This is a genomic window from Streptomyces sp. NBC_00986, from assembly GCF_045162565.1.
Classification (GTDB): Bacteria; Actinomycetota; Actinomycetes; order Streptomycetales; family Streptomycetaceae; genus Streptomyces.
This window is the reverse complement of the sequence record NZ_CP108733.1, coordinates 2,329,039-2,347,226: the sequence shown is the minus strand read 5'-3', so window position 1 is coordinate 2,347,226 and position 18,188 is coordinate 2,329,039. Positions and strand designations below refer to the sequence as shown.

At 70.7% G+C, this 18,188-nt stretch carries 18 protein-coding genes and 1 pseudogene; 10 read left to right on the top strand and 9 right to left on the bottom strand.

Annotation, left to right across the window (positions count from 1 at the left end):
* Positions 1-65 precede the first annotated feature (65 nt).
* Positions 66-729, bottom strand: a pseudogene (locus tag OG504_RS10295) (glycoside hydrolase family 16 protein); the annotation flags it as partial.
* A gap of 391 nt (positions 730-1,120) precedes the next feature.
* Here OG504_RS10295 and OG504_RS10290 point away from each other — a divergent pair.
* A complete protein-coding gene (locus OG504_RS10290) occupies positions 1,121-1,960 on the top strand; it encodes a GntR family transcriptional regulator (protein ID WP_033281679.1) in 840 nt (279 codons plus the stop codon).
* Here OG504_RS10290 and OG504_RS10285 read toward each other — a convergent pair.
* From OG504_RS10285 to OG504_RS10265, 5 genes are all read right to left on the bottom strand, one after another.
* On the bottom strand, positions 1,945-2,814 hold the full coding sequence (locus tag OG504_RS10285; protein ID WP_405989508.1) for a hypothetical protein: 870 nt from the start codon (positions 2,812-2,814) through the stop codon (positions 1,945-1,947). The genes OG504_RS10290 and OG504_RS10285 overlap by 16 nt on opposite strands.
* Positions 2,811-3,581, bottom strand: coding sequence for a MerR family transcriptional regulator (locus tag OG504_RS10280; protein ID WP_405989507.1), 771 nt, complete (start codon positions 3,579-3,581; stop codon positions 2,811-2,813). Before OG504_RS10280 ends, OG504_RS10285 begins: the two co-directional genes overlap by 4 nt.
* A gap of 244 nt (positions 3,582-3,825) precedes the next feature.
* The gene (locus tag OG504_RS10275) at positions 3,826-4,377 is read right to left on the bottom strand and encodes an NADPH-dependent F420 reductase (RefSeq protein WP_405989506.1); all 552 of its coding nucleotides are present in this window, start codon (positions 4,375-4,377) and stop codon (positions 3,826-3,828) included.
* 149 nt (positions 4,378-4,526) lie between these two features.
* Positions 4,527-5,309 carry an SDR family oxidoreductase gene (locus OG504_RS10270; protein ID WP_405989505.1) on the bottom strand — a complete coding sequence of 261 codons (783 nt, stop codon included), beginning with the start codon at positions 5,307-5,309 and terminating at the stop codon, positions 4,527-4,529.
* A gap of 152 nt (positions 5,310-5,461) precedes the next feature.
* Positions 5,462-6,301 (bottom strand): SDR family NAD(P)-dependent oxidoreductase, encoded by an 840-nt coding sequence (locus OG504_RS10265; protein ID WP_405989504.1) that lies wholly within the window; start codon positions 6,299-6,301, stop codon positions 5,462-5,464.
* A gap of 175 nt (positions 6,302-6,476) precedes the next feature.
* Here OG504_RS10265 and OG504_RS10260 point away from each other — a divergent pair, with 175 nt between their 5' ends.
* Complete coding sequence (locus tag OG504_RS10260) at positions 6,477-6,941, top strand: MarR family winged helix-turn-helix transcriptional regulator (protein WP_405989503.1); 465 nt, start codon at positions 6,477-6,479, stop codon at positions 6,939-6,941.
* Between the two features lie 17 nt (positions 6,942-6,958).
* Here the strand turns inward: OG504_RS10260 and OG504_RS10255 are convergent, their stop codons facing one another.
* On the bottom strand, positions 6,959-7,819 hold the full coding sequence (locus OG504_RS10255; protein ID WP_405989502.1) for a helix-turn-helix transcriptional regulator: 861 nt from the start codon (positions 7,817-7,819) through the stop codon (positions 6,959-6,961).
* 173 nt (positions 7,820-7,992) lie between these two features.
* On the opposite strand from OG504_RS10255, the gene OG504_RS10250 reads away from it, so the two are divergent.
* From OG504_RS10250 to OG504_RS10235, 4 genes are all read left to right on the top strand, one after another.
* Positions 7,993-8,841, top strand: a complete 849-nt coding sequence (locus tag OG504_RS10250; RefSeq protein ID WP_405989501.1) for a helix-turn-helix transcriptional regulator — start codon at positions 7,993-7,995, stop codon at positions 8,839-8,841.
* Positions 8,842-8,988: 147 nt separating this feature from the next.
* Positions 8,989-9,555: a flavin reductase family protein gene (locus tag OG504_RS10245; protein ID WP_405989500.1), complete on the top strand. Its 567-nt coding sequence runs from the start codon at positions 8,989-8,991 to the stop codon at positions 9,553-9,555.
* 35 nt (positions 9,556-9,590) lie between these two features.
* A complete protein-coding gene (locus OG504_RS10240; protein WP_405989499.1) occupies positions 9,591-10,541 on the top strand; it encodes an NADP-dependent oxidoreductase in 951 nt (316 codons plus the stop codon).
* Positions 10,542-10,570: 29 nt separating this feature from the next.
* Entirely contained in the window at positions 10,571-11,629 is a 1,059-nt protein-coding gene (locus OG504_RS10235) for an NAD(+)/NADH kinase (protein ID WP_405989498.1), read from the top strand.
* 1 nt (position 11,630) lies between these two features.
* Here OG504_RS10235 and OG504_RS10230 read toward each other — a convergent pair whose 3' ends face one another.
* Positions 11,631-13,448, bottom strand: coding sequence for a sensor histidine kinase (locus OG504_RS10230; protein WP_405989497.1), 1,818 nt, complete (start codon positions 13,446-13,448; stop codon positions 11,631-11,633).
* Positions 13,438-14,139: a response regulator transcription factor gene (locus OG504_RS10225; protein ID WP_405989496.1), complete on the bottom strand. Its 702-nt coding sequence runs from the start codon at positions 14,137-14,139 to the stop codon at positions 13,438-13,440. The genes OG504_RS10230 and OG504_RS10225 overlap by 11 nt, the downstream gene beginning before the upstream one ends.
* A 91-nt stretch (positions 14,140-14,230) precedes the next feature.
* Between OG504_RS10225 and OG504_RS10220 the strand changes: the two genes are divergently transcribed.
* The 4 genes from OG504_RS10220 to OG504_RS10205 are packed head-to-tail and all read left to right on the top strand — an operon-like array spanning position 14,231 to position 18,175.
* Positions 14,231-14,818: a hypothetical protein gene (locus tag OG504_RS10220; RefSeq protein ID WP_405989495.1), complete on the top strand. Its 588-nt coding sequence runs from the start codon at positions 14,231-14,233 to the stop codon at positions 14,816-14,818.
* A 29-nt stretch (positions 14,819-14,847) separates the two neighbouring features.
* Positions 14,848-16,149 carry a hypothetical protein gene (locus OG504_RS10215; protein ID WP_405989494.1) on the top strand — a complete coding sequence of 434 codons (1,302 nt, stop codon included), beginning with the start codon at positions 14,848-14,850 and terminating at the stop codon, positions 16,147-16,149.
* A gap of 35 nt (positions 16,150-16,184) precedes the next feature.
* Positions 16,185-16,934 carry an ABC transporter ATP-binding protein gene (locus OG504_RS10210; RefSeq protein WP_405996292.1) on the top strand — a complete coding sequence of 250 codons (750 nt, stop codon included), beginning with the start codon at positions 16,185-16,187 and terminating at the stop codon, positions 16,932-16,934.
* Complete coding sequence (locus tag OG504_RS10205) at positions 16,931-18,175, top strand: ABC transporter permease (protein ID WP_405989493.1); 1,245 nt, start codon at positions 16,931-16,933, stop codon at positions 18,173-18,175. The genes OG504_RS10210 and OG504_RS10205 overlap by 4 nt, the downstream gene beginning before the upstream one ends.
* Positions 18,176-18,188 lie beyond the last annotated feature (13 nt).

Genomic DNA, 18,188 nt, shown 5'->3' with positions numbered 1-18,188 from the left:
TAGGCGACGGCGGGCCGCGCGCTCGGACGCCGTACGCCGAGTGCGCGGCCCGCCGCCCCGAGCGATCAACTGCTGGGCACGGTGTCCTCGAACGTGGTGCCCGAGCCCCGGTACGCCGCGACCTTGGCGGCCACCTGCGCCGGCGTGAGGACCTCGTCCTTGACGTGCAGGACGTAGTCGACCTGCACGTCGTAGGCGCGCGGTGTGGAGCTGGTCAGGCCGCCGAAGTCGATCAGCCACTGGTTGAAGTTGATCGACATCGGACGCTCCGGGAGGTACGCGGCGTCGTGGGTGCCGAAGAGCTGGCCGTCGATGTAGTACTTGATGCTGCTGTTGTCGATGGTCAGCACCAGGTCGTGCCAGCCGTTGTAGCTCTGCCGGCCCTCGGTGTGCTGGTTGACCGCGATCCACGGGTCGGCCTGGTAGGTCTCCCAGGACGTCGTGTAGGGGATGTCGGAGGTCTCGCCCCAGCCGCCGTTGGGGAGGTACTCGAAGTCGTACTCGGAGTAGTCGTCCGCCAGCGGTGCCGTGAGGTCGTTGATGGTGAAGAACGTCTGCACGAGGTGGTCGCCGTCCGGCCCCGACTTTGGGCGCGTCGTTGAACTTGACCCGCGCCGCGTAGGTGCCGTTCTTGAACTTCCTTGTGTTGGTGACGACTTCGGTCTGCTTGGTGCTCTCGCCGGTGCCGGACGTCGACGTCTCCAGGTTCATCACGGAGTTGCCGCGGCGTCGAGCGTGAACTGCCCTGGTCCGACTGCCGACTTGGTGGGGCGTGGGAGGAGGGAGAGCTCGGAACGCTGTGCGGGCATGGGGTGTCTCCGGGACGGGGTGGGGCGTGTGGGGGAAGGTTCACCTGGGCATGCACGAACGGACACCTGACCACCTGACCAGTGAGGCCTACTGGACAGCTCGCCTCTCGATGCGGGGATGAAGGTGGCATAGACCAATGCGGGCGTCAACCCCTCCTGCCGCAAGGGGACTTGGTGTGCGGGTCGGTGCGGATCGGAAGGATCATCGCCCGGCGGTGGTTACACTGCCCGGGTCAACAGGGCGATTGCGGGCTACCGTTGGTCAACTGGTCAGGTGGTCAACCAGGGGCTCCGCGCATGAGGAGTACGACATGAAGGCCGACGCGCCAGGTGCGGTACTCAAACGGGAGCGGGTCCGCGACTTCATCCTCGACCTCGTCGAGTCGCACCACCCGGGGGACGCGATCCCCTCCGAGCGCGTCCTCTGTGCCCAACTCGGCGTCTCCCGCCCGACCTTGCGCGCCGCGGTGGACGAACTCGTCGCCGCGGGACTGCTGGTGCGGGAGCACGGGCGCGGCATGTTCGTGGCGCCCGAGAAGATCACCCAGGAACTCGTCTCCGGCGAACAGACCATGACGGCGCCTCAGGCCTCCGGAGCCTGGTCGAGCCGCCTGCTGGAGTTCACCACCATCCCGGCCGGCGCCCGCGTGGGCCGCAGGCTGCGCCTCTCGCCCGCCGCCGAGATCGTGTACGTGGCCCGGCTGCGGCTGGTCGACGGCGCCCCCATGGCCATCGAGCACCTGCACATCAGGGCCGACCTCGTACCGACCTTGTCCGCACGGGAGTTGGAGGCCGGCGACCTGTACGAGCACCTGCGGGAACAGCACGGCGTGCACGTCCAGGAGGCGGTCCAGGCGATCGAGCCGACCGTGGTCACCCGGGCCGAGGCCGAACTCCTCGACGTCCCCGAACTCTCCCCGGCCCTGCTCTTCGAGCGGCTGACGTCGGACACCACGGGCCGACCCGTCGAGTACGTCCACTCGGTCTACCGGGGCGACCGCTACCGCATCGTCTCCCGCCTCACCCTCGGCCCCTCGGTGACGGTCCCGTCGACCCCGCTCGGCCACCATCCCGGCATTCCCCCGGGCGACTTCGCCCACCGGGACACGATCGCGGCGTCCACGCGGGGGGACATTCAGTCGGCGTCCTGAGGCGCGGGTGCGGGTGTGGCCCGTGCCCTGGTGACGGCGTCGTAGAGGGACTTCGGATCGTCGGCGTGCAGCCTGATCACCCGTGCGGGGCGCGGGGCGCCGAGGAGCTTCGGCGCGTTGACCGGTTCGGTCAGTTCGAGGGTGAGGGAGGTCTGGGAGCCGATGGGGAGGTTCAGTTCGCCGTCCTTCTTCGTGTGGGTGAACAGTGACTCGCGGCGGACGGAGGCGATCCGGGCGAGGGGGATGCGAATGTCGACGTGGGCCGCCTGCCGGACGCGCAGGACACCTCCGGCGAGGACGTGCGGCCGGGTGACGGCGGCCGCGTGCATACCGAGGACGAACAGGACGGTGTAGACGTCGACGACCAGGAGGACGGCGTGGACGACGGGCCACCTGGCGAGCAGGAACGACAGGGCGACCGTCTCGGCCACGCACACGAACGTGAGGCCGTACATCATGGCCGCCTGGTCACGGGCGTGCGGGAAGACCCCGTCGGCCTCGCCGACACCGTGCGGACGGCGGGCGATCCACCGGACCAGGCTCGCCAGGATCCGTGCCTCGTGCGCCACGTACCGCGCCAGACGCTCGGGCGCGAGCCGAGCCAGCGCCTGACGCCGGGACAGGCCGAGCCGCCGTAGCCGCAGCCAGACGTAGGCCTCGGCGGCGAGGAGTGCCAGCAGGAGCACCTTGCCGCCGAGCAGAACGGCGTCCGGCACCGGAACTCCGCTGAACAGGCAGGCCACCAGGGCGAGTTGGGCGAGCACCGCGACGGCACGCAGCTTCCGTAGGACCGGTCCACGCGCGGGGGCTTCGGGCCGGGTGAGGGGCGTCCGGATCTCCGGCGTCGTCGTCATGACGGGGGTTCCTGTCGGTATGGCGGGGCTTTCCGCCGGTGCTTCGCGAGGTCGATCGCACGGCGCACCGCCGCCGACTGGGCCGGTGCCAGGTCCGCGAAGATGGCGTCGGTCAGGCCGCCGTCGGGCCGGTCGGAGAATTTCGCGGCCAGGTCGTCGGGCAGCAACGCCGCCAGCGCGGCGGCGGCGCGGGTCACCCCCGGGTCGTCCGGTTCCTTGTCGGCGAGGGCGTCCAGCAGGGCGTACATCTCGCCCGCGTGCTCGGCCATCCCCCACAGCGTCTCCATCAGCCGGACCCGGTCCGCCTCGGGGGCCACGGTGTCTAGGAGGGCCAGGATCTCGCGGTCCTTCACGGCCATGGGGGAGTCCGGCAGCTCGCCGAGGCCCGCCAGCAGCGCGGTGAGCTGCGGTGAGAGGGGTGCTTCGGCGGTCAGGCGCCCGTCCCGTGCCTCGGTCAGCAGCGCGGCGAGCCGCTCGCGTCGCTCCCGGACGACCGCTTCCTGCCGTGCGAGGTCCTCGTCCAACTCCTGCAGGACGTCCACCAGTTCGCGGCCCTCGTCGTCCGCGAGGACGTCGCGCACCTCGTCGAGGCCGAGACCCAGTTCGGTCAGGCGCCGGATCCGGGCCAGCAGGACGGCGTCCCGGATGCCGTACTCGCGGTAGCCGTTGCTCCGCCGTACGGGTTCGGGCAGCAGCCCGAGATGGTGGTAGTGCCGCACAGCCCGCGGGGTGACCCCGATGAGGGCGGCGATCTCGCCGATTCGCATGAGGTCAGTAGAAACCCTGACGTCGCGACAAGGTCAAGGAGGCTTGGGCGGCGGGAGGTGCGCGCCGCCGAGCCGTGCCGGAGGGCCCTGGCGGAGTGGCCGGGGGAGTCTCCGTGGGGTGCTTGACCTTGCCGCGACGGCAGGGTTTCTACGGAGCGGCATCGGGGCCAGAGTGACCCCTGAAGGAACCGGGTGGGCGGATCGGGGCGCTCGGTTCCGTGAACTGCCCCTGCCCGTCTTGTACTTACAGCTCCCCGGGCCGCCCGTACCGGTAGAAGAACGGGCCGCCGATCTGCCCGGCCAGCGCGCGGGTCAGGCCCGAGCTGTCCTCCAGGAGCCGCGCGCCCGGGTCGAGGTCGCCGACGTAGAGCGGGTCGAAGCCGGCGTCCGTGATGAGCCGCGCGGTGATGTCCTTTGCGGCCGCTTCGGCGGCGAAGAGGTTGCTCGGGGTGACTCGCTGGGTGCCGATCTGGTCGTACGCCGAGGCGAAGACCGTGTTGAAGGACTTCGCGGTCGGGCCGCCGACGATCGACTTCACCTGGTGCGCGAGCGAGGGGAAGGTGGTGTCGCGCTCGGAGTAGAGGTTGGTCGCGTCGATGGTGACCTGGCCTTTCAGACCGGTCACACCGCTCAGCGCCTCGGCGATCCGGTTGCCGGGGACGGCCACGACCACCACATCGGTGTCCGAGGCGTCACCTCCGTCGCGGCCCAGCGTCCTGACCTCGTGCCCGGCCTTCTCCCACAGGCGGGCCAGGCCGCCGCCGACGTGTCCTCGTCCGATCACCGTGATGTTCATGCCGGCCTCCGGTCTGCCTGGGGTTCCGTGTCCTCGTTGACGTGTCAACAAAACACCACTGATGTTGTCGTGTCAACCAATGCCGCCAGGGCGGGGGAGGAGCAGCGCCCGGCTGTTCCTCCCCCGCCCTGAGGGAATGGGGGGGGATCTCAGACGGCCTGCGCGGTGGGCAGGATGGTGATCTCGGTGAGGTTGACGTGGCGCGGTACGGCGGCCATGAAGGCGACGGTCTCGGCGACGTCGGCGCTCTGGAGGACGTCGATGTCGTGGATGAGGTCGGCCATCAGCTTGGACGCGTCGGGGTCGGTGACGTGGTCGGGGAGCTCGGTGTCGACCATGCCGGGCTCGATGGTGGCCACGCGGACCATCTTCGGGCCGAGCTCCACCCGCAGCAGTCGGGTGAGGTGGCTGATGTACGCCTTGGTGCCGGAGTAGATCGAGAACTTCGTCAGGATGCGGGTGGCCGCGATCGACGAGGTGTTGATCAGGTCGGCCGGCCTGCCCGCGGCGGCGGACTCCGTCAGGTGGGGGAGGAACGCGGCGATCACGTTCATCAGCCCGCTGATGTTGAGGTCGATCTGGCGCTGCCAGTCGTCGACCTTCAACTCCTCGATGCCGGAGATGAGTTGGACACCGGCGTTGTTGAACACCAGGTCGGCCTTGCCGAAGCGCTCGGCGACCTGGTCGGCCGCCGCCTGGACGGCGGCGCGGTCCGTGACGTCGACGGCCAGGGCGAACGCGGTGCCGCCGGCGGCCTCGATGTTCTTGACCACGCCTTCCAGCCGCTCCTTGCGGCGCGCCAACACGACGACGGTGGCGCCGAGTTCGGCGAGCCGTTCGGCGGTGACGGCACCCATTCCGCTTGAGGCGCCGGAGACAACGGCGACACGGCCGGAGAGGGGGGTACCGGTGAGCAGGGCGGAAGCAGACATCACAGAACCTCGATCGCTCTGATGGGGAAGATGTTTGATGGTGTGTCAGGTATGCCGGGTGTGGGGAGTGTGCCGGGCGGTGGCCGGCACGGGTGCCTGAACTCGTCGGGCCCGGGTGCCCGAACTCCTTGGACCCGGGCGCCCGTTGTGCGTCAGGCGGCGTCGTCGTGCCCGGTGGCCGCGGACTTCTCGCGCCACGGGGCCAGGTCGTCCTGCACCTGCTGGTACTTGACCTCCAGCCGCTCCAGCGTGTCGCGGCCGAGGTAGAGGTGGGTCGGCAGCTTCTCGGTGCCGGTGGCCTCGACGATGAGCGCCGCGCCCAGGACGGGGTCGCCGAGCTGCGCGTGGTTGGCCCGGTCGATCCAGTCCAGCGTCACGTGCGCCGGGGTGTCGTCGTAGTCGGCGATGCGGTTGGCGGCCACCGAGAGGGAGCTGGAGTCGAGGAAGTCGGTGCGGAAGACGCCCGGTTCGACCACCATCGACTGGATCCCGAACGGTGCCATCTCGGCGGAGAGCGCCTCGCTGATGCCGGCGACCGCGAACTTCGACGCGGAGTACAGGCTGACCCCGGGCTCGCCCTCGAAGCCCGACCGGGAACCGATGTGCACGAGCTTGCCGGAGCCCTGCTCGCGCATCACGGGCAGCACGGCGCGGGTGACGTTGATCAGGCCGAAGACGTTGAGGTCGAACAGTGACCGCGCCTCCGCGTCGGTGATCTCCTCCAGCGCGCCGAGCAGACCGCGGCCGGCGTTGTTCACCAGGACGTCGATACCGCCGAACCGCTCCACCGCGGCCTCGACCGCCTGCGGGATGCTGTCGTTGTCCGTGACGTCCAGGGCGACGGCGAACACGTGGTCGGACTTCTTCAGGTCGTCGGGCACCCGCTCCGGATTCCGTACGGCGACCACGACATTGTTACCGCCTGCCAGTGCGGCCCGGGCGATTTCCGCGCCGATTCCGCGGGAGGCGCCGGTGACAAACCACGTAGCCATGGGGAAAACCTCTTTCGTCGCTTCCCCTTGTGGGGGGATTTCTTGTTGACGAGTACGAGTCTGTCCCGCCGCGACGGAGCTATGAAGGCAGCGGTTTTCCTGGGAGTCCTACACCCAGGAACGGGCGTTGACCGGCGAAGTCGGTGACATGTCAACAACCTGGTACCGTGAGGCCATGTCCGAACCGCGATGGCTCACCCCCGACCAGGCCGACGTCTGGGCGAAGTACCGGAGAGTGCGCCGCGAGCTGCAGCGGGCCCAGGACCAGCAGCTACAGCGGGATTCCGGACTCTCGGCCGCCGACTACGCGCTCCTGGCGCCCCTGTCCGAGTCCGCCGACGGCGTGCTGCGCGCGCGGGACCTCGGCGCCGAGGTCGACTGGGAGCGCAGCCGGCTGTCCCATCAGATCAGCCGCATGGAGAAGCGCGGACTCGTCACGCGCGAGGCCTGCGTGGACGACGCCCGGGGCTCGATGGTGCGGCTCACGGAAAAGGGCCGGGAAATGATCGAGGCCGCCGCACCCACGCATGTGGAGAACGTGCGGCGGCTTTTCTTCGACCCGCTCACCCCGGACGAGGTGCGCCTTTTCGGTGATTTCCTGGACCGAATACTGGGGGCGGTGGAGCGGAATTCCCGGTAATTCGCAACCTCGGGATGCTAATGCGCGTCCTGCGCCTCGGGCGCGCTGAGCGAACCCAGCAGGGCCAGGCCGTCCGCCGAGGGCGAGTCCGGCTCGGCCTGCAGAATGATCAGCTGCTGCCCGGGCGCGCTGCGGATGTCGAGGGCCTCGTGCCGCAACTCCAGGTCCCCCACCACGGAGTGGCGCATCCGCTTGACCTCGTAGGGCGGGACGCGGGTGTATTCGCGGGCCCACATTGAGCGGAACTCCGGGCTGCGGACGGACAGTTCGCCGACGAGTTGCAGGATGCGGGGATCCTCGGGCGTGCTCGCGGCGGACTGCTGGAGGTCGGCGACCGCGCGGTTCTTCGCCTGCTCCGGGCTCCGGTAGAACGTCTTCGCGGCGGGGTCCAGGAACAGCATGCGCAGCACGTTGTCGTGCTGGGTGAAGTCGCGGTAGAGGGCGTCGGCCAGGGCGTTGGTCGCCAGCAGGTCCTGTGCGTTGCCGGTGATGAAGGCCGGGGTCCTGGTCCAGCTCTCGATCAGCTGCCGCAGATGCGGGCGCACCCGCTCCACGCGGGACGGCGATTTCGTACGACGGCCTGTTGGCTGCGCCAGCCGGAACAACTCGAGCCGGTCCTCCTCCGCCAGCCGCAGCACCCGCGCCATGGCCTCCAACACCCGTACCGACGGGCTGAGTTCACGGCCCTGCTCGAGTCTGCTGTAGTAGCTCGGGCTGACCCCGGCGAGCGTGGCGACCTCGTCGCGGCGCAGCCCGGGCACCCGTCGCCGGCCGGAGCTGGTCAGCCCCACGTCGGCGGGGCTGACGCGCTCCCGGCGGGAGCGGAGGAACTGACCCAGCCCTTCAACCGGGTCGGGGCGCACGTCGTCGTTGTACATACCGTCGAGGCTAGGCGGAAAACGCCCGGAGAAGTTCTGCCGACGGTGGGTGCGTTGCACCCAGGATCACGCCTCCCGGGGTCGCGTATCACTCTGTGTGAAGAGTGTGGAACCTGGTGCATTTGTGCACGAGCGGCTCTTCTCAACGATCGAAAAACATCTAGTCTTGCCGCATGAGCAACGGGACCCCTTTGGGTGATTTCCTCCGGGCCCGCCGCGAGGCCCTCAAGCCCCAGGACGTCGGTCTGCCCGAGTACGGGCGACGCCGGGTGCCGGGGCTGCGCAGGGAGGAAGTCGCGATGCTCGCCGGAGTCAGCTCCGACTACTACATCCGGCTGGAGCAGGGACGCGAGAACAGTCCCTCGCCGCAGGTCCTGGAAGCCGTGGCGCAGGCGTTGAAGCTGGACGCGGAGTCGGCCGATCATCTCAACCGCCTTTGTCTGACGCCCTCGCAGCGGCCGCACGACTGGGGCCAGGCTGATGTCAGCCCGCAGCTGCTGCAGTTGATGGACGGCTGGGAGCACACCCCGGCGTTCGTGCTCAGTCCGGCGCTCGACATCCTCGCGGGCAACTCCCTTGCCACGGCCCTGCACAGCGGGTTCGACGCGTTCGACAACCTCGCGCGGAACGTGTTCGTGGATCCGGCGGGGCGCGAGTTCTACCAGGAATGGGAGCGGGCCGCGCACTCCTGTGTCGCCGAACTCCGGGCCGCCTACGGGCACGATCCCGAATCGGCCCGTATCGCCGAGGTCGTCGAGGAACTCTCCGCGGAGAGCGAGGAGTTCGCGGGGCTCTGGCGGCTGCACGACGTCAAGAGCAAGTCCCAGGAGGGCAAGCACCTCAAGCATCCGGACGTCGGCGACCTGCACATCGCGTTCGCCGCGTTCACCGTCAACGGCGCCCCGCATCAGCAACTCGTCGTCTACCAGGCCGAACCGGCGAGCCCGACCGTGCAGGCCTTCGAGACGCTGAGGGCGCTGGCCACCGAGCCGAAGAAGGCCGGCGCGAACGCGAACACGTAAGCCCCGGCCCATACTCCGAGGCTGGTCCTCCCGCACCCAGGAAAACCGCGGCCTTCTTACCGGTGCGCCGTCTGCCGAGACTCGAAGCGGCAGACAGCGCGCCGGCCCCGCCGCCGGGACGCGCTCCGTACGGCGTCAGGAGCGGACATGATCACCGTGCAGGACCTTCGGCCCCACCCCCTGGACCAGGTGCACCACCTGATCGAACCGGGTCCCGTCATCCTCGTCACCACCCGCCACCGGGGCGTCCCGAACGTGATGACCAACGGGTTCAACATGATGGTCCGCCACGCCCCGCCGCTGATCGCGTGCACCATCGGCCCCTGGGACCACAGCTACGAGGCGCTCGTCGAGACCGGCGAGTGCGTCGTCTCCGTCCCGACGGCGGAGATGGCGGCGACCGTCGTCGACATCGGCAACTGTTCGGGCGTGGACGTCGACAAGTTCGAGGAGTTCGACCTGACCGCCGTGGACGGCGAGAAGGTCCAGGCACCGCTCGTCGCCGAGTGCTTCGCCAACATCGAGTGCAGGGTCGCCGACACCAGCCTCGTCGCCCCCTACAGCCTGTTCGTCCTGGAGCCGGTCCGGGCTTGGACCGATCCAACGCAGCCCGCCCCGCGCCTGTTCCACCACCGCGGCGACGGCACCTTCACGCTCGACGGCCCGACCGTCGATCTCAAGGACCGCATGACCAAGTGGCAGTACCTTCTGTAAGCCGGCGGATCACCTGGAACACTGGAGACTCGACCATGCCCCGAGCAGTCAAATTCTCGCGCTACGGCGGCCCGGAGGTGCTGGAGGTCGTCGAGGTGCCGCGACCGAAGCCGGGCCCCGGGGAAGTCCTCGTCCGGGTCGTCGTCGCCGGGGTCAATCCCGGCGAGGCCGGCATCCGGCAGGGCGTCTTCGCGGACATGTGGCCGGCCGTGTTCCCCGAAGGGCAGGGCAACGACTTCGCCGGCTGGGTAGCCGAACTCGGCGGCGGCGTAAGTGAGTTCACCGTGGGCGACGAGGTCATCGGCTATCTGCCCCGAAGGGCGCAGGCCGACTACGTCGTCTCGCCCGCCGACGTCCTCGCCCCCAAACCCGCCGACGTCAGCTGGGAGGCGGCGGCGCCGCTGTCCGCGGTCGGGGTGACCGCATGGGCCGCCGTCGACGCCGTAGACCTGGAAGCCGGGGACACCGTCGTGGTGTCCGGCGCGGCCGGCGGGGTCGGCTCCCTCGCCGTGCAGCTCGCGCGGCTGCGGGGCGCGAGCGTCATCGGTACCGCCGGACCGCACAACGCCGACTTCCTGCGTTCGCTCGGTGTCGTCCCCGTCGAGCACGGCCCCGGCCTCGCCGACCGGCTGAAGGCCGCGGCACCCGACGGGATCGACGCGTTCGTCGACACCTTCGGCCAGGGCAACGTCGACATCGCCATCGAGCTGGGCGTGCCCCCGCACCGCATCAACACCCTCGCCGACGGCCGGGCCGTGGCCCGCCACGGCGTCCGCAGCAGGGCCCAGGAGGACGTCTTCACCCCTCAACTGGTCGCCGAACTGGCCGAACTGGTCTCCAAGGGACAACTCACCGTCCCGATCAGCAAGGTCTACCCGCTCGAACAGGTCCAGGAGGCCTACCGGCAGGTGCAGCGGCGGCACACGCGGGGAAAGATCGTGCTCAGCCTGGTCCCGCCCGACGACCGCTCCGCACCGCGCGCCTGACACCCCGACCGCACTCCACGGAGGACCCCATGCCCGTACGCCGTATCGGTCTCGTCGTCCACCAGGGACGCGAGACCGCCCGGGACGCGGCGGCCGCCGTGCACGCCTGGAGCGAGGCGCACGACGTCCGCTGCACGGAGATCGACGTGTGGGGCAAGGACCACCACCGCCGTGCCGGACGCGAGGAGGCCGAGGCAGCGGGCAACCCCGACCTCGTCGTCACCCTCGGCGGCGACGGCACCTTCCTGCGCGGCGCCCGCATCGCCGTCAAGAGCGGGGCCGAGGTCCTCGGCGTCGACCTCGGCAAGGTCGGCTTCCTCACCGAGGTCCCGGCCTCCGACATCGGCGAGGCCCTCGACGCCGTGCACGAGGGGCGGGCCATCGTGGAAGAGCGCATGACGCTGACCATGCGTGCCTCCCGCCCGCTGGACATCCCCGAGGAGATGGAAGCCCTGCTGCGCTACGGCCGCGGTCCCGCCCTGCCGCCGCCGCAGGTCCGCCCGGAGACCACGGAGGGCGGCGGCTGGGGATGCGCGCTGGACGTCACCGCGCTCAACGACGTCGTCCTGGAGAAACTCGCCCGCGACCGGCAGGTCGGCGTCGGCGTCTACCTCGCCGGACGACTGCTGGCGACCTACTCCGCCGACGCGCTCGCCGTCGCCACCCCGACCGGCTCCACGGCCTACAGCTTCGCCGCCGGCGGACCCGTCCTCTCGCCGCACATGGACGCCGTCGTCTTCACGCCGATCGCCCCGCACATGACGTTCAACCGCAGCGTGATCGCCGCTCCCGACGAACCCGTCGGCCTGCGCGTCCTGCCCCACTCCGGCCAGGCCATCGTCACCGTCGACGGCCAGCTCCGCGGCGTCCTGGACCCAGGCGACTGGATCGGCGTCTTCCGAGCCCCCCAGCGCGTCCGCCTCGTCCGCCTGCGCCCGACGGATTTCTACGGCCGCCTGCGCGACCGGTTCCGGCTCACGGACGCCCCCGCCAACGCCCAGGACGGACCCTCGGAACCGTTCTTCCGCCCGGACACCCCGGTGCCGGCGGACCTCGCGGGGATGCGGCTGCCGCCTGCCGGCGAGTAGGTCACGCGGGCAGGCGGACGGTGAAGACCGTGCCGGCGCCGACCGTACTGGTCACCGTCACCGTCCCGCCGTGCGTCTCGGTCAGCCGGCGCACGATGGCGAGGCCCAGACCGCTGCCGCCGGTGCGCCGGCTGCGGGACTTCTCGGCGCGCCAGAAGCGGTCGAAGACCCGGGGCAGATCCTCGGCGGGGATGCCGGTGCCGGTGTCGGCGACCTCGATCGTCACGTGGCCGGCGGTCCGGTGGGCGCGCAGGGTGACGGTGCCGCCGCGCGGGGTGTGCCGGATCGCGTTGGACACCAGGTTGCCGACGACCTGCCGCAGCCGCACGGGATCGCCGGACAGTTCGGGATCGCCGTCGGTCCGGGTGGTGAGGGTGACACCCGCGGTCTCGGCGCGGCCGAGGTGGGCGGTCGCGACGTGGTCGAGGAGATCGCGTACGAGGAGGGGTTCGGGGTGGATGCGCAGCTGCCCGGCGTCGGCCTCCGCGAGGTCCTGGAGGTCGTCGACGATGTGCTGGAGCAGCAGCGCCTCTTCGAGGAGGGAGTCCACGAGCGCCTGGTCGGAGGTGGCGATGCCGTCCTGCACGGCTTCGAGCCAGCCGCGGATGGTGCTGAGCGGGGTGCGCAGTTCGTGGGCGACATCGCTGACCATCGCCCTGCGCTGACCCTCCATGCGTTCGCGGCGCTGGGTGAGGTCGTTGAAGGCGGCGGCGAGAAAGCCGATCTCGTCGTTGGTGGTGACCGGCACGCGCTGATGTTCTTCCACGGGGCGACGGGCCGCGTCGGCCAGGGCGCGCAGCGGCCGGACCAGCCGGGTGCCCACTACGACGGTGACGGCCACGGTCACCAGCAGCACCAGCCCGGCGACACCGGCGATACGGGTGGTGTTGGCGGAGGTGAAGTGGAACGCGGGAGCGGCGGTCGAGCCGGCCAGGGTGGCGACGAAGAGGAGGGCGGCCGGTGCGGCGTAGGGCGTCAACTGGTCGCGGCGGGCGGTGTCCAGACAGGCCTGGGCGGGCGGGCCGCCGTAGACGACGACGAAGTCGACGCCGAACTTCACGGGCTCCAGGTGCCGGCGTCGCAGACAGTCGTCGACCATGTCGGTGAGCCGGGCGAGCGGCTCGCGCTCGCTCGCGACGGGAAGGGCGAGTCCGGCCAGGCCACAGCCGCGGTCACCGGAGGCTCCGCCCAGGGCACTGTTGGTGATCTTGATGGAAGGGCGGCCGCTGGGCCCGGTGACGAGTGCGGCGCCACCGCCCGGGCCGCCGAGACAGGCGAGGAGTTTGTGCGCCCGGCCGGACAGACTCTCGCGCTCGGCGGCGGTCAGCCGGTAGGGGCCGACGGCACGAGGGTCGATGCGGTTCGCCCCTGCGTCCGGCAGCAGCGCCGGGTCGGTGTGCAGGGGGTCGACGACCGCGGATGCCCGGGTGGGGAGGGCGGCAGCGGTGGTGGTCGACGAGGTGGCGATCGTACGGCGGCTCTGGGTGGTCAGGGTGATACGGCGGCCGGTCCGCTCGGCGAGGCGGCGGAGGGTGGGGGCGACGCCGTTCCAGTTCGGGTGGGCGGCGGCGTAGCCGACGAGGGTGTCGTAGATCTCGGTGTCGGAGGACAGGAGTTGGCCCTGTTCCTGCTGGATGGCGCTGCTGGTGGTGCGGGCGGCCAGCCAGGCGGTCGCGGCGACCGAGCACACGGCGATCATCACGGAGGTGGCGAGCAGGCGGACCAACAGGCTTCTGTGCAGGGGGACTTTGGCCCGGACCCGGGTTCTGGGCTTCGTGTCGCTGTCTCCCGCGGTCCCCGACTCCGGTTCAGCGCGCACGACTTCCGTCCATGAGCTTGTAACCGACGCCGTACACCGTTTGCAGATAGGCCGGTCGGCGCGGGACGGCCTCTATCTTCTTGCGCAGGTTGAGGACGTGGACGTCGATCGTGCGCTCGGTGATGTAGCGGTCGAACCCCCGTGTCAGGGCGAGGAGTTGACGGCGGGTGAAGACCCGCTCCGGTTCGGCGGCCATCGCCGCGAGGATCTCGAACTCCCCGGGCGTGCACACCACTTGGCGTCCGTCGAGGGCGACGGTACGGCGGACCGGGTCGACGGCGAGCGCGCCGATCCGCAGCACGGGATCGTCCGGCGTCGCGGTGGCGCCCCGCGTCCGCCGCAGCAGGGTACGGATGCGGGCCATCAACTCCCGTGGGCTGTACGGCTTGGTCATGTAGTCGTCGGCGCCGAGGTCGAGCCCGAGCAGGAGATCCTCCTCCGTGCTGCGCGCGGTCAGCATCAGCACCGGCACATCGGACTCCCGGCGCAGCACGCGGCACACGTCCAACCCGTCGACCAGGGGCATCATCACGTCGAGGACGAGCAGATCCGGCTGCCGGCGCCGGACCTCGTCGATGGCCGCGCGCCCGTCGTGGACGACCAGGGAGGAGTGGCCCTCGCGCTCCAGATAGCGGCGGATCACCTCGGCCTGTTTGACGTCGTCCTCGGCCACCAGGACATATGCGTTCACGCGGCTCACCCTAAGGTCGCCGCTATGACGCCAGACAGAAGTCTGACGGCGGTCTGACAGGATCTTCATATCCTCCGGCCACGGTGCCGCCATGTCGATCCTCACTCATCGAACCCGGGCCGCCGCCGTCACCGGCCTCGGCACGGCAGCGGCGCTCTCCCTCCTGGTCGCCTGCGGTGGTGGCTCGGGCGGCGACGGGGACGCCGCGTCCAAGGACAAGGGCGTCGCCTCCATCGACAGCCCGAGCGCGAACGCCGGGACGGCGCCCGCGAGCGCCGCTGCGGAGGCGGGCCGTCCCCAGTTGCGGCTGGACACCTCACCGGCGGAGCAACAACGGCTGGCCGGCATCTATCTCGACTGCCTGCGCGACCACGGTGTCCCCGGCGGGCGCAAGCCGGGTTCGAGCCAGTGGTTCCCCGGGGGCAGCCCGGACGGGGACGCCACCGCCTACAAGGCCTGCCTCTCGAAGAAGCCGCTCCAGCCACCGGAGTTGGACCCGGCGAAGAACCCGCACTACCTGGACGACTTCCGCGAGTACGTGCGGTGCCTCAACGCCGGAGGCCTGAAGGTCAAGGGGCTGTCGGACGGTTCCGGCTGGAACTACGACGGCACCCCGACCCTGAGCCGGTCCGAGCGGGACGCACTCGACAGGCGCTGCACGCTGAAGGCGTACCGGTGACGCGGGCCGTGCGATCCGGGGAGAACCGTGTGCCGGAGCCGCCCGGCGTCAACGGCGACGACCTCGACGGCACCCGTTCACGGCGTGGGAAACGGCGGCTGAAGATCGGTGCGGTGGCCCTGGCCGGCGTCACAGCCGTGGCGCTCGGCGTCGCCGTGTGGCAGGACGGGAACGCGAAACCCAGCACGACGGCCGCTGATTCGGCGCGGGTCGCCACCGCCACGGTGACCAGGACCGACCTGTCCAACGCCCAGACCCTGAGCGGGACTTTGGGCTACAGCAAGGCGGCTCCGGTCAAGGGCGCGAAGGCGGGACTGGTGACCTGGCTGCCCGCGCCGGGGGCGAGGGTGACCCGCGGCCACGCGTTGTACAAGGTGGACAACGTGCCGGTGCCGGTGTTCTACGGCGCCACACCCCTGTACCGCACGCTGAACGCGAGGGGAATGACCGGTCCCGACGTGCGCGTGGTCGCCGACAACCTCAAGAGGCTCGGCTACGACATCGGGTCGCAACCGGCGCCGGGCACCTGGGTCACTCAACACCCGGCCCCGGCCGGCGGGTCCGGCGCCAAAGGCACGGCTGAGGACGGCGTGTCCGGCACAACGGGCTCCGGCAAGACGGGCGTTGACACGGCAGCCCCCGCCGCGAACCCGACCCCCACGCCCACTGCGACCGCGACCCCGGTCAAGGTGAAGGAGGGCGACGGAGTCCTCACCGCCGATCTCGTCGCGGCGGTCAAGCGCTGGCAGACGTACGTCGGAATGCCCGCCACCGGAGTGCTCGGCATCGGCGACGTCGTCGTCCAGTCCGGCGAGGTCCGCGTCGGCGCCGTGCAGGCACAGCCCGGCGACGACGCCAACGGCAGCCTGATGACGGTCAGTTCGACCACCAAGAAGGTGTCCGTACCCGTGGACGCGACCGGCGTCGGCACCATGGCCCGGGGCAACCGTGTCACGGTGACCCTCCCCGACAACTCCACCGTCACCGGCACCATCGAGGCGGTCGGCGCCACCGCCGCCGACAACTCCGACGGCGACACCAGCGGCGGAGGCGGCCCGGCCCAACTCACCGTCACCGTCCGGGTTCCCGACACCGGCGCCGTCGCGAGACTCACCTCCGCCCCCGTCCAGGTCGCCTTCACCTCCGAGAGCCGCAAGGGCGTCCTCGCCGTACCGGTGGGCGCGTTGCTGGCGCTGAGCGAGGGCGGGTACGCGGTCCAACTCCCGGGCGGCCGGCTGATCGCGGTGAGGACCGGCATGTTCGCCAAGGGCCTGGTGGAGGTCACCGGCGACGGACTCACCGCCGGGCTGAAGGTGGTGACCACCTCGTGAAGAGCCGACCGGTCCTGGCCGTGACCAACGCGGGCATGGCGTATCCGGGCGGGGTGACGGCCCTGGACGGTGTCTCGCTCGCCATCGAGGAGGGCGAACTCCTCGCCATCGTCGGCCCGTCGGGCTCGGGGAAGTCGACACTGCTGAACATCATGGGCACCCTTGACCGCCCGACCAGCGGCACCGTGGAGATCGGCGGCCACGACGTCGCCGCCCTCTCCGACCGCCGCCTGTCCGCCCTGCGCGGCCGCCTCCTCGGCTTCGTCTTCCAGCAGTTCCACCTCACCGATGGGCTGAGCGCCGCCGAGAACGTCGCAACCGGCCTGCTCTACGCCGGAGTTCCGCGCCGCCGACGCCAGCCGCTGGCCCGCGAGGCACTCGCCCGGGTCGGCCTCGCCCGTCGCGCCGGACACCTCCCCAACCAGCTCTCCGGCGGCGAACGCCAACGCGTCGCCATCGCCCGCGCGTTGGTCAACCGCCCCGCCCTGGTCCTCGCGGACGAGCCCACCGGTGCCCTGGACACCGCCAACGGCCGTGCCGTACTGGACCTGTTGACCAACTTGAACAGCGAGGGCACCACCATCGCGATCATCACCCACGACCGGGACATCGCCGGGCGCCTGCCGCGCAGAGTGGAGATCCTCGACGGCCGTCTCGTCGCCGACGTCCGCGGCGGCTTCGACGAGGACACCCTCGCCATCAGTACCGCGGACCTCGCCGCCGAGGACACCCTCGCGATCCACATCGACCCGCTCACCGACACCGACGGGGATCACCGGCCATGACCGCAACAACCGCACCTCATCGGCCCGTTGCTCACTCCCTCGCGGACACCGAACCGGTCCGCCTGGCGCCCCTCGACATCCTGCGGGTGGGCCTGCTCGGCATCCACACCCGCAAGGTGCGCGCCGCCCTGTCCGCGCTGGGCATCTCCATCGGTATCGCCACGATGATCGTCGTCACCGGTATCCCGGCGTCCAGCCAGAAGGCGCTGATGAACCAGCTCTCCGCGCTGGGCACCAACATGCTCCAGGCCGTCCCCGTCCCCAACCAGAGCGACCCCGTCCTGCTCCCGCCCCAGTCCGTGGACATGGTTCGTCGCATCGGCCCGGTCACGGTGGCCAGCGCGGTCGCCAACACCCACGCCGAGGTGCTCCGCAACGACCACGTCGACGCCGACGACTACGCGGGTCTCACCGTCCTGGCCAGCAGGACCAACCTGCTCCACGCCATCAACGCCCAGGTGCAGTCCGGGAGTTTCCTCACCGCGAGCACCGAGAAGTTCCCCACGGCCGTCCTGGGCTCGGTCGCCGCCACCCGCATGGGCATCGCCAAAGTCGTCCCCGGTCGGCCCGCCCCGCAGATCTACATCAACCAGCGCTGGTTCACCGTCATCGGCGTCCTCGCGCAGACCCCTCTCTCGCCCGACATCGACCGCTCGGTGCTGGTCGGCTGGGACGCGGCCCGCGCCCAGCTGAACTTCGCCGGCCACCCCACGGTGATCTACGTCAAGGCCCGCGAGGACGGCATCGACGCCGTCCGCAACGTCCTCGCCCCCACCATCTACCCGGAACTCCCCGGGATGGTCCAAGTCAGCCGCCCCTCGGACGCGTTGGCCGCCAAACGCGCCACGCAGACCACCTTCTCCGCCCTCTTCCTGGGCCTCGCCGGAGTAGCTCTGCTGGTGGGAGGGATCGGCGTCGCCAACACCATGGTCATCTCCGTTCTCGAACGCCGCCGCGAGATCGGCCTGCGCCGGGCCCTGGGCGCCAACAAGGGCCAGATCCGCGGCCAGTTCCTCACCGAGTCCATCGCCCTGTCCTGCCTCGGCGGCCTCGCGGGCACGATCCTCGGCATCCTCGCCACCGTCGCCTACGCCACCTACCAGGACTGGCCCCCGGTGATCCCGCTCCCCGCCGTCGCGGGCGGCTTCGCCGGTGCCGTCCTCATCGGCATGGCCGCCGGCGTCCACCCCTCGATCCGCGCCTCCCGCCTCACCCCCACCGAGGCCCTCGCCACGACGTGACGCGGCCGGCGGC

Coding starts and splice junctions, on each gene's coding strand:
- OG504_RS10280 (WP_405989507.1), bottom strand. CDS start 3,581: ATGCGAATCGGCGAGATCGCCGCCCTCATCGGGGTCACCCCGCGGGCT.
- OG504_RS10290 (WP_033281679.1), top strand. CDS start 1,121: ATGAAGGCCGACGCGCCAGGTGCGGTACTCAAACGGGAGCGGGTCCGC.
- OG504_RS10285 (WP_405989508.1), bottom strand. CDS start 2,814: ATGACGACGACGCCGGAGATCCGGACGCCCCTCACCCGGCCCGAAGCC.
- OG504_RS10275 (WP_405989506.1), bottom strand. CDS start 4,377: ATGAACATCACGGTGATCGGACGAGGACACGTCGGCGGCGGCCTGGCC.
- OG504_RS10245 (WP_405989500.1), top strand. CDS start 8,989: ATGATCACCGTGCAGGACCTTCGGCCCCACCCCCTGGACCAGGTGCAC.
- OG504_RS10250 (WP_405989501.1), top strand. CDS start 7,993: ATGAGCAACGGGACCCCTTTGGGTGATTTCCTCCGGGCCCGCCGCGAG.
- OG504_RS10235 (WP_405989498.1), top strand. CDS start 10,571: ATGCCCGTACGCCGTATCGGTCTCGTCGTCCACCAGGGACGCGAGACC.
- OG504_RS10255 (WP_405989502.1), bottom strand. CDS start 7,819: ATGTACAACGACGACGTGCGCCCCGACCCGGTTGAAGGGCTGGGTCAG.
- OG504_RS10210 (WP_405996292.1), top strand. CDS start 16,185: ATGGCGTATCCGGGCGGGGTGACGGCCCTGGACGGTGTCTCGCTCGCC.
- OG504_RS10265 (WP_405989504.1), bottom strand. CDS start 6,301: ATGGCTACGTGGTTTGTCACCGGCGCCTCCCGCGGAATCGGCGCGGAA.
- OG504_RS10240 (WP_405989499.1), top strand. CDS start 9,591: ATGCCCCGAGCAGTCAAATTCTCGCGCTACGGCGGCCCGGAGGTGCTG.
- OG504_RS10260 (WP_405989503.1), top strand. CDS start 6,477: ATGTCCGAACCGCGATGGCTCACCCCCGACCAGGCCGACGTCTGGGCG.
- OG504_RS10270 (WP_405989505.1), bottom strand. CDS start 5,309: ATGTCTGCTTCCGCCCTGCTCACCGGTACCCCCCTCTCCGGCCGTGTC.
- OG504_RS10205 (WP_405989493.1), top strand. CDS start 16,931: ATGACCGCAACAACCGCACCTCATCGGCCCGTTGCTCACTCCCTCGCG.
- OG504_RS10220 (WP_405989495.1), top strand. CDS start 14,231: ATGTCGATCCTCACTCATCGAACCCGGGCCGCCGCCGTCACCGGCCTC.